Source organism: Cellulosimicrobium funkei (genome assembly GCF_004519295.1).
GTDB lineage: Bacteria > Actinomycetota > Actinomycetes > Actinomycetales > Cellulomonadaceae > Cellulosimicrobium > Cellulosimicrobium funkei.
On the sequence record NZ_SOZH01000010.1, the window covers coordinates 50,641 to 62,580 of the forward strand.

The 11,940-nt window shown below is 75.7% G+C and carries 13 protein-coding genes; 12 read left to right on the forward strand and 1 reads right to left on the reverse strand.

The genetic code is table 11. The features are described 5' to 3' along the window. The first annotated feature begins 1 nt into the window (after position 1). The 10 genes from rimM to E1O70_RS16365 all read left to right on the forward strand — a co-directional run bounded on the left by rimM (position 2) and on the right by E1O70_RS16365 (position 8,745). Complete coding sequence (rimM, locus tag E1O70_RS16320) at positions 2-592, forward strand: ribosome maturation factor RimM (RefSeq protein ID WP_051876589.1); 591 nt, start codon at positions 2-4, stop codon at positions 590-592. A gap of 1 nt (position 593) precedes the next feature. Then, positions 594-1,412, forward strand: a complete 819-nt coding sequence (gene trmD, locus E1O70_RS16325; protein WP_061268929.1) for a tRNA (guanosine(37)-N1)-methyltransferase TrmD — start codon at positions 594-596, stop codon at positions 1,410-1,412. A 273-nt stretch (positions 1,413-1,685) separates the two neighbouring features. Beyond that, complete coding sequence (gene rplS / locus E1O70_RS16330) at positions 1,686-2,045, forward strand: 50S ribosomal protein L19 (RefSeq protein WP_021483307.1); 360 nt, start codon at positions 1,686-1,688, stop codon at positions 2,043-2,045. A 142-nt stretch (positions 2,046-2,187) separates the two neighbouring features. After that, positions 2,188-3,003: a signal peptidase I gene (lepB, locus tag E1O70_RS16335; RefSeq protein ID WP_240696740.1), complete on the forward strand. Its 816-nt coding sequence runs from the start codon at positions 2,188-2,190 to the stop codon at positions 3,001-3,003. Then, on the forward strand, positions 3,000-3,830 hold the full coding sequence (locus tag E1O70_RS16340; protein ID WP_370670925.1) for a ribonuclease HII: 831 nt from the start codon (positions 3,000-3,002) through the stop codon (positions 3,828-3,830). Before lepB ends, E1O70_RS16340 begins: the two co-directional genes overlap by 4 nt. Before the next feature lie 50 nt (positions 3,831-3,880). Continuing rightward, the gene (locus E1O70_RS16345) at positions 3,881-4,180 is read left to right on the forward strand and encodes a DUF2469 domain-containing protein (RefSeq protein ID WP_024840525.1); all 300 of its coding nucleotides are present in this window, start codon (positions 3,881-3,883) and stop codon (positions 4,178-4,180) included. Between the two features lie 113 nt (positions 4,181-4,293). Continuing rightward, positions 4,294-4,653: a YraN family protein gene (locus E1O70_RS16350; RefSeq protein WP_061268930.1), complete on the forward strand. Its 360-nt coding sequence runs from the start codon at positions 4,294-4,296 to the stop codon at positions 4,651-4,653. Next, on the forward strand, positions 4,653-6,191 hold the full coding sequence (locus E1O70_RS16355) for a YifB family Mg chelatase-like AAA ATPase (RefSeq protein ID WP_061268931.1): 1,539 nt from the start codon (positions 4,653-4,655) through the stop codon (positions 6,189-6,191). The genes E1O70_RS16350 and E1O70_RS16355 overlap by 1 nt, the downstream gene beginning before the upstream one ends. Positions 6,192-6,216: 25 nt before the next feature. Further along, entirely contained in the window at positions 6,217-7,596 is a 1,380-nt protein-coding gene (dprA, locus tag E1O70_RS16360) for a DNA-processing protein DprA (RefSeq protein WP_240696741.1), read from the forward strand. Between the two features lie 252 nt (positions 7,597-7,848). Further along, on the forward strand, positions 7,849-8,745 hold the full coding sequence (locus E1O70_RS16365; RefSeq protein WP_061268943.1) for a tyrosine recombinase XerC: 897 nt from the start codon (positions 7,849-7,851) through the stop codon (positions 8,743-8,745). 61 nt (positions 8,746-8,806) lie between these two features. Here E1O70_RS16365 and E1O70_RS16370 read toward each other — a convergent pair whose 3' ends face one another. After that, a complete protein-coding gene (locus E1O70_RS16370) occupies positions 8,807-9,496 on the reverse strand; it encodes a murein hydrolase activator EnvC family protein (protein WP_240696742.1) in 690 nt (229 codons plus the stop codon). A gap of 431 nt (positions 9,497-9,927) precedes the next feature. Between E1O70_RS16370 and rpsB the strand changes: the two genes are divergently transcribed. Next, positions 9,928-10,911 carry a 30S ribosomal protein S2 gene (gene rpsB, locus E1O70_RS16375; RefSeq protein WP_034652460.1) on the forward strand — a complete coding sequence of 328 codons (984 nt, stop codon included), beginning with the start codon at positions 9,928-9,930 and terminating at the stop codon, positions 10,909-10,911. A gap of 133 nt (positions 10,912-11,044) precedes the next feature. Continuing rightward, positions 11,045-11,884, forward strand: a complete 840-nt coding sequence (gene tsf / locus E1O70_RS16380) for a translation elongation factor Ts (RefSeq protein ID WP_034652463.1) — start codon at positions 11,045-11,047, stop codon at positions 11,882-11,884. Positions 11,885-11,940 lie beyond the last annotated feature (56 nt).

Sequence of the window (11,940 nt, forward strand, 5' to 3'; positions counted from 1 at the left end):
GATGGAGCTGACCGTCGCGCGCGTCGGCAAGGCGCACGGGCTGCGGGGCGAGGTCGCCCTCGACCTGCGCACCGACGACCCCGAGGAACGCCTCGCGGTGGGCGAGCGTCTGGAGACGCGGCCCGCCGACGCCGGCCCCCTGACCGTCGCCACCGTGCGCGTCCACCAGGGCCGCTGGCTCGTCGGGTTCGAGGGCGTGCGCGACCGCACGGGCGCCGAGGCGCTGCGCGGCGTCGAGCTCGTCGTCGAGGCCGAGGCGTCCGACGAGGAGGACGCGTGGTACCCGCACGAGCTCGCCGGGCTGCGCGCCGAGGGCACGGACGGTCGCGTGCTGGGCCGCGTCGAGGGCCTCGAGCACCTGCCCGCGCACGACGTCCTCGTGCTGCGCGAGCCCGACGGCGCCCGCACGCTCGTGCCCTTCGTCCGGCAGATCGTGCCGGTCGTCGACGTGGCCGGGGGCCGGGTCGTGCTCGACCCGCCCGGCGGGCTGCTCGCGTCGGACGCGGAGCACCTGGAGGTCGCGGCGCCGAGCGCCGGCGACGCGGCGGGCGAGCCCGGGTCGCAGGACGCCTCCGCCGACGGCGAGGCCTGACGTGCGGATCGACGTCGTCACGATCTTCCCCGACTACCTGGCCGCGCTGGACCTGTCGCTCGTCGGCAAGGCCCGCACGGCCGGGATCCTCGACCTGCGCGTCCACGACCTGCGCGACTGGACGACGGACCGGCACCGCACGGTCGACGACACGCCGTTCGGCGGCGGCGCGGGCATGGTCATGCGCCCCGACGTGTGGGGGCGGGCGATCGACGACGTGTCCGGTCTGTCGACCGCCGCGGTCGCGGGAGAGGCGAGCGCGGTGCACCTGGTCGTGCCGACGCCGTCGGGCGCGACCTTCACCCAGCGCACCGCCGAGGAGCTCGCGACGGAGGAGCACCTCGTCGTCGCCTGCGGACGCTACGAGGGCATCGACGCGCGCGTGGCGGAGCACTACCGTGCCGCCGGGATGCGCGTCAGCGAGCTCTCGATCGGCGACTACGTGCTCAACGGCGGCGAGGTCGCGGCGCTCGTGATGATCGAGGCTGTCGGGCGCCTGCTGCCGGGCGTCGTGGGCAACCCGGAGTCGCTCGTCGAGGAGTCGCACGGGGCCGCGGGGCTCCTGGAGTACCCGGTCTACACGAAGCCGCCCGTGTGGGGCGACCTCGAGGTGCCCGACGTCCTGCTGTCCGGGCACCACGCCCGGATCCGGCGCTGGCGCCGGGACCAGGCCCTGCGTCGTACCGCCCGCCGCCGCCCGGACATGGTGCGCGCGCTCGACGTCGCCGCCCTCGACCGGCACGACCTGGAGGTCCTCGCGGGGGCCGGCTGGGGCGTCGTCGACGGCCACCTGGAGCGCACCGAGCCTGCCGACGGCTGAGCGGGGACCCTCCCGGCGCGCGCCCGTGACCCGCGAGGGCTGCCGCCGGGGTCGACGGGTGTGGCAGAATGGTCGATCGGTGTGTGCCGCCCCGGACCTCTGCCACAGGGGAGCCCGCGCCCGATCCTCGGGCGGACTGGCACGACGGACCCGACGACCGCGAGGTCGACGACCGTCCACGCCCAGCACGGCACACCCCACCGATACGACGACGGCCCGGTCTGCCCGGGCCACGAGCACGCGTCCGACCTGTGGCGGGCGAGGAGAAGCACCATGCACACGCTGGACAGCGTCGACGCAGCATCGCTGCGCAGCGACGTCCCGGAGTTCCGCCCCGGTGACACGCTCAAGGTCAACGTCAAGGTCGTCGAGGGCACCCGCTCCCGCGTCCAGGCGTTCCAGGGTGTCGTCATCGCCCGTCAGGGCAGCGGCGTCCGCGAGACGTTCACGGTCCGCAAGATCAGCTTCGGCGTGGGTGTCGAGCGCACGTTCCCCGTGCACTCGCCGTCCATCGAGTCCGTCGAGGTCGTGACGCGCGGTGACGTGCGTCGCGCCAAGCTGTACTACCTGCGCGCGCTGCGCGGCAAGAAGGCGAAGATCAAGGAGAAGCGCGAGACCGCGCCCAACCGCTGATCGGCTGTCGGCGACACCGCCGCTCCGCTCGTTCCTACGGCGGCCGTCCCTCCCGGGGCGGCCGCCGTCGGCGTACCCGGGGCCGCTGTCCGCGGGCCGGTTCCGTTTCCCGGATCGCCTCCCGAGGTGGCATTGTGAACGCGTGACCGACAGCGCCCCGCCCCGCGGCCCGCACCCCGACGCCGGCACCGAGCGTGCGGCGCTCGGCCCGGAGGACGACGGGCGCCCCCCGCACGGCCAGCACCTCGCGGCCGAAGGGGACGAGGTCGCCCCGCGCGAGCGCCCGCGCAGGTCGTCGCTGCTGCGCGAGACCGCGATCATCGTGGTCAGCGCGCTCGTGCTGTCCCTGCTCATCAAGACGTTCCTCGTCCAGGCGTTCTTCATCCCGAGCGCCTCGATGGAGGACACGCTCGTCGAAGGCGACCGCGTGATGGTGTCCCGTCTCGTGCCCGGCGCGTTCGACGTGCACCGGGGCGACATCGTCGTGTTCAAGGACCCGGGCGGCTGGCTGCCGCCGCAGGAGCCCCAGGACGAGAGCCCGGTGTCCGAGGCGGTCCGTGCGGCGCTGACGTTCGTCGGCCTCTTGCCGCAGGACACGGGGGAGCACCTCATCAAGCGCGTCATCGGCGTGCCGGGCGACCACGTCGTGTGCTGCGACGCGGAGGGCCGCGTGAGCGTCAACGACGTGCCGATCGACGAGACGTACATCAAGCCGGGGTCGATCCCCAGCCAGGACGCGTTCGACCGCACGGTCCCCGCCGACATGCTGTTCGTCATGGGCGACAACCGGCAGAACTCCGCGGACTCTCGCTACAACCAGGGCAAGCCCGGAGGCGGGTTCGTGCCGATGAGCAACGTCGTGGGGACGGCGTTCGTCAAGGTGTGGCCGCTGTCGCACGTCGGTATGCTGCGCAACCCCGGCGACGTGTTCGCCGACGTCCCCGAGGTGGAGCCGTGACGCTCGACGCCGTCGCGCGTCCGGAGCCCGCGCGGGCACCGGCGCGCCGGGCACCCGCGCGTCGCCGGCCCGACCTGCGCCAGGAGCGCGCCATGCTGCGCGACGGCGCCCGCCTCGTCGCCGGGATGGACGAGGTCGGTCGCGGCGCGCTCGCCGGGCCGGTGTCGGTCGGGGTCGTGATCGTCGACCTCGCGACGAAGCCGTGCCCGCCCGGGCTCACGGACTCCAAGCTCCTCACCGCGGCAGCGCGCGAGGCGCTCGTGCCCCTCGCGCGGTCGTGGTGCGTCGCGTGGGCGGTGGGCCACGCGGGTCCGGCCGAGATCGACGCGCACGGGATCGTGGGCGCGCTGCGGCTCGCGGGCCGCCGTGCGCTCGCCCAGGTGCGCCGGACGGTCGGCGACGTCGACGCGGTCCTGCTCGACGGCAAGCACGACTGGCTGAGCCGCCCCTCGGCGGTGGATCTCTTCGAGGCGTTCGACCTCGACCCGCACGACGACGTCCGGCTCGTCGACCCGCGCGTGCGCACGCTCGTGAAGGCGGACCTGCAGTGCGCGTCGGTCGCCGCCGCGAGCGTGCTCGCGAAGACGGAGCGCGACGGCCTCATGACGAGCCTGGCGCGCCAGTATCCGGCCTTCGGGTGGGACCAGAACAAGGGCTACGGGGCGGCGGCGCACGTCGAGGCCCTGCGAGAGCACGGCCCGACGCCGCAGCACCGGCGGTCCTGGCGCCTGCCCGAGCGCGGTGACGAGGGCATCGGCGTCCCGGCGTACGGCGACCCGGTCGACGTGCTCGAGCTCGACCCCGAGGCCGGGCTGCCGACGAGCTGACCGGGGTCCTCCGTCCGGTCCGGCGGCCGCCGATGGTCCATGATGGAGCCGTGAGCGCCGAAGACCTGGAGAACTACGAGACCGAGATGGAGCTCGCGCTGTACCGCGAGTACCGCGACGTGGTGGGCCTGTTCTCGTACGTCGTGGAGACCGAACGCCGCTTCTACCTGGCGAACCAGGTCGACCTCCAGGTGCGTTCCGCCGCCGGTGAGGTCTACTTCGAGCTGCGGCTCGCCGACGCGTGGGTCTGGGACGTGTACCGCTCCGCGCGGTTCGTGAAGTCGGTGCGCGTCGTGACGTTCAAGGACGTCAACGTCGAGGAGCTCGCGAAGGCCGAGCTCCAGCTCTGACGCCCTTCGTGGCCGTGCACAGGACCGCTGCCTGACGGCGGTCCCACAGGCCGCCCGGCGCCCCTGGCGCCGCTCCCGCGCCGTGCCCCACGGTGGGCCGCGGAGGTGAGCCCATGGGAGCGAACGACGCCGTCGGGCGGTACGGGGAGAGGGTGGCCGCGGCCCACCTGGTCGAGGCGGGCTGGACGCTCCTCGACCGCAACTGGCGCGGGACGCGCGGCGAGCTCGACGTCGTCGCGCTCGACGGCGACGTGCTCGTGGCCGTCGAGGTCAAGACCCGGCGCGGCACGGGGTTCGGGCACCCGGCGCAGGCCGTCACGCCCGCGAAGCTCGGCCGTCTGCGCCGGCTCACGGGGGAGTGGCTCGCGACGCACGACGTCCGCGCCCGGTCGGTCCGCATCGACGTCGTCGCGGTCCTCGTGGCGCGCGCCGGTGCGGCACGGGTCGAGCATCTCGTCGGGGTGAGCGCCTGATGGGGCTCGGGACCACGCGCGCCGTCGCGCTCGTCGGGCTCTCCGGTCACGTCGTCGAGGTGCAGGCCCACCTCGCGGCGTCCGTCCCCGGCTTCGTCCTCGTCGGGCTGCCGGACACCGCGCTCAGCGAGTCGCGCGACCGTGTGCGCGCGGCCGTGACGTCGTCGGGCATCGCGTGGCCCCAGCGCAAGGTCACGATCAACCTCTCGCCGGCGGCGCTGCCCAAGTCCGGGACGGGTTTCGACGTCGCGATCGCCGTCGCGCTGCTCGCCGGTGCCCAGGTGCTGCCCGCGGGCGCGGCGGACGGCGTCGTGCACCTCGGCGAGCTGGGCCTCGACGGTCGGCTCCAGCCCGTGCGCGGCGTCCTGCCGGCCGTGGCGGCCGCGGTCGCGGCGGGGTTCCCGGACGTCGTGGTGCCGGCGGCCGACGTGGCGGAGGCGCGCCTCGTGCCCGGGGCCCGGGTGGTCGGGGCGGCGAGCCTCGCGGACGTCGCGCGGCTCCACGGCGCGTCGCTCGAGGGCGCTGACGAGGCGGCCGCGCCGGTCGTGGTCCCGCGCCCCGTCGTGCCCGTGGCCCGCCCCGGGGACCTCGCGGAGGTCGTCGGGCAGGACGAGGCGCGGCACGCGCTCGAGGTGGCCGCCGCGGGCGGCCACCACCTGCTCCTCGTCGGGGCTCCGGGCGCGGGCAAGACGATGCTCGCCTCACGGCTCCCCGGGATCCTGCCGGACCTCACGGAGAGCGAGGCGGTCGAGGTCACCGCCGTCCACTCCGTGGCCGGGGTGTTCGACCCGGGCGCGGGACTGGTCCACCGCCCACCCTACGAGGACCCGCACCACACCGCGACGCCCGCCGCCATCGTCGGCGGGGGCAGCGGCCTGCCCCGGCCCGGGGCCGCGTCGCGGGCGCACCGGGGCGTGCTCTTCCTCGACGAGGCGCCCGAGTTCGGCGCGCGCGTGCTCCAGACGCTGCGCCAGCCGCTCGAGCACGGCGAGCTCGTCATCCACCGGGCGGGCGGGACGGCGCGCTACCCCGCCCGGTTCCAGCTCGTGCTCGCCGCCAACCCGTGCCCGTGCGGCCAGGGCGTCGGCAAGGGGCTCGAGTGCTCGTGCTCGTCGGTGGCGCAGCGACGGTACTTCGGTCGGCTCTCCGGCCCGCTCCTCGACCGGGTGGACGTGCAGGTCGAGGTCCGGCCGGTGACGCGGGTCGAGCGCGCGAGGGCCGCCGCCCCGGAGCCGAGCGCGGTCGTCGCGGCCCGGGTCGCCGCGGCCCGGGAGGCAGCCGCGTCCCGGCTCGCCGGCACGCCGTGGCGCACGAACGGCGAGGTGCCCGGCACGTGGCTGCGCGAGCGGCTCGGCCCCGACGCGGGCCTCCTGGCCGACGTGGACCGCGCGCTCGACCGCGGCACGCTCAGCCTGCGCGGCGCGGACCGCGTCCTGCGCCTCGCCTGGACTGTCGCCGACCTCGCCGGGCGCGCCGCGCCCACGAGGGCGGACGTCGGGACCGGGCTCGCGCTGCGCACGCGGGGCTACCGTGCCTGAGCGCGGGTCCGGGGACGGGCGCCCCGTGTTCGACGTCCTCGACGAACGCCTCGCGCGCGCGGCGTGGTCGCGCATCGCGGAACCGGGGGACCAGGTCGCGGTCGCGCTCGTCGACCAGCTCGGCGCCGGTCCGGCGCTCGAGTGGCTCCACGAGGCGGCGCGTGACCCGGCCGGTGCGCGCCGCGCGCTGGTCCGTCTCGCCGACGACGGCGCGCCGGGCGGTGCCCCTCCGGTGCGGGAAGGCCCGACGAGCGTCCCTGCGGTCGGTCCCGCTCGCGGCACCCGGGAGGACGAGCCCGACCCGGCGGCACGGTCGGCCGGCCGGCGCGTGGCCGAGCGCCACGCGGTGGGACGGTCGACCGACGCACGCGTGACGGACCACGACCCGCGCGCCCGGTCGGTGGCGCGGCTCCTGCGGGCCGTCGGGCGCTGGGCTCCCCGCCTCGACGGGCTGGACCCGCGCCGTGAGCTGCGCGTGCTCGAGCGCCTCGGCGGCACGCTCGTCGTGCCGGGCGACGACCGGTGGCCGTCCGGCCTCGACGACCTCGGGCCCGTCCGCCCGCTCGCGCTGTGGGTGCGGGGGAGCGCAGCGGTGCAGGACCTCGCGGCGCGCTCGGTCGCGGTGGTCGGCGCCCGCGCCTGCACCGACTACGGCCGCCACGTGACGGGCGAGATCGCAGCAGGCCTCGCGGCGCGAGGGTTCACCGTCGTGTCCGGAGGCGCGTACGGGATCGACGCGGCGGCGCACCGGGCGGCGATCCTCTCGGGTGGACCGACGGTCGCGTTCCTCGCGGGGGGCGTGGACCGGTTCTACCCGGCCGGGAACGTCGAGCTGCTCCGCTCGGTCGTCGAGTCGGGCGGCGCGGTCGTCTCGGAGGTCCCGCCCGGGTCCGTCCCGAGCCGGGTGCGGTTCCTGCTGCGCAACCGGCTCATCGCGGCGTTCGCGCGGGCGACGGTCGTCGTCGAGGCGGCCTGGCGCTCGGGCTCGCTGAGCACGGCGTCGCGCGCCGCGGAGCTCTCCCGGCCGGTCGGTGCCGTGCCGGGCCCCGTGACGTCGATGGCGTCGACCGGGTGCCACCGGCTGCTGCGCGACGGCGTGGCGGTGTGCGTCACCGACGCGGACGAGGTCGTCGAGCTCGCGGGCGACCTCGCGCGGGACGCGGCGCCCGCCGCGCCGGCCGCGACCTCGTGGCGAGCACCCCACGACGCCCCGTACGACGACCTGGACCCCGTCGAGACGCGCACGTGGGACGCGCTCCCGCTGCGTGTGGGAGCCTCGACCGAGGCGATGGCCCGCGCCGCAGGTCTTGCCGTGGCGGACGTGGTCGGTGCGCTCGGAAGGCTCGAGGCCCGAGGGCTCGCCGAGCGGGCGCCCGTCGGCTGGCGGCGCGTGCGTGAGCCCTAAGTCGGGAGCGGTGCGGGATGTGCTGAGCATGCGTGAGTCATGGGTCATGAGTCATGAGTCATGAGTCATGAGTCATGAGCCGTGCGAGGTGCGCTGAGAGTGCGTCGGCCCTGAGCGGCGAGCAGAGCGGAGCGCCTCCCCGGGCCAGCGCTCGCCGCGCGCGAGACTGGGGGCGTGACACGAGCAGACACCTCCGAGGAGCACCCCGCGGACGAGCGCGTCGCGGAACCCGCCGTCGCGCTGCCCGAGGCGATGCGTGCGGCGCTCGCGGACTTCGCGGTCCACCTCGAGGTGGCACAGGGGACGTCGGCGCACACGGTCCGCGCCTACACCGGCGACGTCGAGTCGTTGCTGCGGCACGCCGTCCGCCACGGCGCGGCGGCCCCGCGCGACGTCGACCTCGCCGCGCTGCGTGCGTGGCTCACGACGCAGTCGGAGCGCGGGTTGGCCCGGGCGACCCTCGCCCGACGCGGCGCGGCGGCGCGCGCGTTCTTCGACTGGGCGCGGCGCACGGGGCGTGTCGACTCCGACCCGGCGGCGCGGCTCGCGAGCCCGCGCGTGCCCCGCACCCTGCCGACCGTCCTCGCGGTCGACGCGGCGGCGCGCCTGCTCGACGACGCGCGCGAGGCCGCCGTCGAGGGTGAGCCGGCCCGGTTGCGCGAGTGGGCCGCCGTCGAGCTCCTCTACGGGGCCGGGATCCGCGTCGGCGAGCTCGCGGGGGTCGACGTCGACGACGTGGACCTCGCGCAGCGCGTGGTCCGGGTGCTCGGGAAGGGCGACAAGGAGCGCGTCGTGCCGTTCGGCGTGCCGGCGGCGCGGGCGGTGACCCGCTGGCTCGACGTGGGACGGCCCGCCCTCGTCACCGCGCGCTCGGGCCCCGCGCTCCTGCTGGGCGACCGCGGGGGACGCTGGGGGCAGCGGCAGGTCCGCGAGGCGGTGCACCGCCTCGCCGCGGCGGCGGGCGTCGACGACGTCGCCCCCCACGACCTGCGGCACAGCGCCGCCACGCACCTCCTCGCCGGGGGCTCGGACCTGCGCAGCGTGCAGGAGATCCTCGGGCACTCCTCGCTCGCGACGACGCAGCGCTACACGCACGTGACCGCGGAGCGGCTGCGCACCTCGTTCGAGCAGGCGTTCCCGCGCGCCTGACGCTGGCCGTGGTCCGCCGTGGTCCGCCGTGGTCCGCCGTGACCCGCCGCGGCCCGCGCGGTCAGGCCTCCCCGAGGGGAAGCAGCACGATCGGCGGCCGGTCGCCGAGGAGAGCCAGCGGGTCGAGGTAGCGCTCGCCGCGTCGCACGCCCCAGTGCACGCACGTGGCGGCGCAGTGGCTCCCCGCGGCGCTCTCCGCGGCCTGCACCGTGCCGAGCACGGACCCGGACGTCACGCGCTCGCCGCGCCCGACCGACGCCGTCACGGGCTCGAGGGAGGTGCGCAGCCCGTCGTCGTGCAGGACGACGACCACGTCGCGCCCCGCGACGGGCCCGGTGAACGAGACCACGCCGGGGGCAGGGGAGCGGACGGTCTCCGCGGGGGCGGCCGCGAGGTCGACGCCCCGGTGCCCCGGCAGCCAGTCGTGCTCCGGCGGGTCGAACGGCGCGAGCACGTCCAGGTCGGCGACCTCCCGGTCGAGCGGGGGAACCCACCCGCGCGACGCGGCTCCCTGCCCGGGCCCGGGAGTCGACGCCGCTCCTGCCACGGGTGCGGCGAGTACCACGAGCGCGCCGAGCACGAGGACGGCGCCGCGGAACCGGGCAGGACGCGTGGTCGTGCCGCCAGACTGCCCGACGGCCGGGTGCCCGGGCAGGTGATCGGTCGTGCGGCCGGACGGCCCGTCGGCGAGACGGACCGCACGGCGGGCGGGCGGGTGAGCGGACGGGAGACGAGCGCGGTCGAGGGTCACGGGGTCAGGGTGCCGGAGTCACGCCGACGGGCGCGGACGCGTCGGGCTCGGCTGTGGACGAGCGGCCCGCGCGACGGCGCACGACGGCGGCTGTGGTCGGCCCTGCCGTCGGGTAGACTTGCCGCTGCGACCGGCGCGTTCGCCGTGCCCGGCCCGAGGGACCACCTCGGCCGAGGACGGAGCCGGTCGACTTCGCGCGTCACGTCCTCGCCCTCGTCTCCCGGTTCGTCCGGGTCGGGGTGGGGCCGCGTCCGGCGTCGGTCCTGCTCGCACCGTCCACGGTGCGTCGCAGGCGTCGGCACGGGTGGCGCCAGGGGTGCGACCACCAGGGTCGTCACCGACAACCGCACCGCGGTCCGTCCCCCGGGAGGGGCCGCCAGAAGCGTGCGCGCACCGGGTGGATCCCGGGCCGCACGGCGAAAGGACGTGTCATGGCCGTCGTGACCATGCGCCAGCTCCTCGAGAGCGGTGTCCACTTCGGACACCAGACCCGCCGTTGGAACCCGAAGATGAAGCGCTTCATCTTCACCGAGCGCAACGGCATCTACATCGTCGACCTCCAGCAGTCGCTGTCGTACATCGACCGCGCGTACGAGTTCGTCAAGGAGACCGTCGCGCACGGCGGCTCCATCCTCTTCGTCGGCACCAAGAAGCAGGCCCAGGAGCCCGTGGCCGAGCAGGCCGCGCGCGTCGGGATGCCCTACGTGAACCACCGCTGGCTCGGCGGCATGCTCACCAACTTCACCACGGTGCACAAGCGTCTCCAGCGCCTCAAGGAGCTCGAGGAGATCGACTTCGACGACGTCGCCGGCTCGGCGCTCACGAAGAAGGAGCTCCTCGTCCTGCGTCGCGAGAAGGACAAGCTCGCCCGCACGCTCGGCGGCATCCGCGACATGGCGAAGGTCCCCTCCGCCGTGTGGATCGTCGACACGAACAAGGAGCACCTCGCGGTCGACGAGGCGCGCAAGCTCCACATCCCGATCGTCGCGATCCTCGACACGAACTGCGACCCGGACGTCGTGGACTACAAGATCCCGGGCAACGACGACGCGATCCGCTCCGTGACGCTGCTCACGCGGGTCATCGCGGACGCCGTCGCCGAGGGTCTGCTCCAGCGTCACTCGGGCCGTTCGGGCGCCGAGGCCGAGGCGGGCGCCTCCGCCGAGCCGCTGGCCGAGTGGGAGCGCGAGCTCCTCGCCGGCGCCGAGCAGCAGCTCGAGGCGGACGAGAAGGCCGCCGAGGCGAACGTCGAGGCCGCCGCGGCCGAGGGCGTGGCCGAGGCTGCCGCCGAGGTCGCCGCCGAGGAGCCGGGTGACGCCACCGCCGAGGTCGTCGAGGAGGCCGCCGCCGAGGCTGCCGTCGTCGCGGACGCCGAGGCCGTGGTCGCCGACGCCGAGGCCGACGAGACCAAGTGACGTCCCGGGGTGCGCGACGGGCGACCGTCGCGCACCCCGTGCCGTACCACCGGCGTACCGGGCACCCACGCGGTGCCGCCAGCACGTCGCTTGTGACGAAGTACCCGTGACGAACCACGAGTGAGGAACCACCATGGCGAACTACACCGCCGCTGACATCAAGGCCCTGCGCGAGCGCACCGGCGCCGGCATGCTCGACGTCAAGAAGGCTCTCGACGAGGCGGGCGGCGACGCGGACAAGGCGCTCGAGATCATCCGTGTGAAGGGTCTGAAGGGCGTCGCCAAGCGCGAGGGCCGCTCGACCTCCGAGGGCCTCGTCGCCGTCGACATCCGCGACACCGAGGGTGGCCAGGTCGCGACGCTCATCGAGCTCAACTCCGAGACGGACTTCGTCGCGAAGAACGACACGTTCATCTCCCTCGCGGACCGCGTGCTCAAGGCCGCGGCCGAGGCCGGTGCGCGCGACGCGGACGCGGCGCTCGCCGCGGACGCGGACGGCGAGACCGTCCAGCAGGTCATCGACAACCAGGCCGCGACGCTCGGCGAGAAGATCGTCCTGCGCCGCGTGACCCGCGTCGCGGGCGAGCGCGTCACCGCGTACCTCCACCGCACCGCGCGCGACCTGCCGCCGTCGATCGGCGTCGTCGTCGCCACGGACGCCGCGGGCGAGGCCGTCGCGAAGGACGTCGCGCAGCACGTCGCCGCGATGTCCCCGACGTACCTCTCGCGCGACGAGGTCCCGGCCGAGACGGTCGAGAACGAGCGCCGCATCGCCGAGGAGACCTCGCGCAACGAGGGCAAGCCCGAGGCCGCGCTGCCGAAGATCGTCGAGGGTCGCCTCAACGGCTTCTTCAAGGACGTCGTCCTCGTCGACCAGCCGCTCGCGAAGGACCCGAAGAAGACGGTCGGCCAGGTCGTCTCCGAGGCCGGCGGCACCATCACGGAGTTCGTGCGCTACCGCGTCGGCGCCTGACGCCCCCGTCGGCCCGGCCCCGTCGTCTCGTGGACGGCGGGTCCGGGCCGACCGCG

Bases quoted from the DNA above. Each gene is read 5' to 3' on its own strand.
- E1O70_RS16365 (WP_061268943.1), top strand. From the start codon at position 7,849: ATGCGTGCGGCGCTCGCGGACTTCGCGGTCCACCTCGAGGTGGCACAG.
- tsf (WP_034652463.1), top strand. From the start codon at position 11,045: ATGGCGAACTACACCGCCGCTGACATCAAGGCCCTGCGCGAGCGCACC.
- rplS (WP_021483307.1), top strand. From the start codon at position 1,686: ATGCACACGCTGGACAGCGTCGACGCAGCATCGCTGCGCAGCGACGTC.
- E1O70_RS16355 (WP_061268931.1), top strand. From the start codon at position 4,653: ATGGGGCTCGGGACCACGCGCGCCGTCGCGCTCGTCGGGCTCTCCGGT.
- rpsB (WP_034652460.1), top strand. From the start codon at position 9,928: ATGGCCGTCGTGACCATGCGCCAGCTCCTCGAGAGCGGTGTCCACTTC.
- E1O70_RS16350 (WP_061268930.1), top strand. From the start codon at position 4,294: ATGGGAGCGAACGACGCCGTCGGGCGGTACGGGGAGAGGGTGGCCGCG.
- rimM (WP_051876589.1), top strand. From the start codon at position 2: ATGGAGCTGACCGTCGCGCGCGTCGGCAAGGCGCACGGGCTGCGGGGC.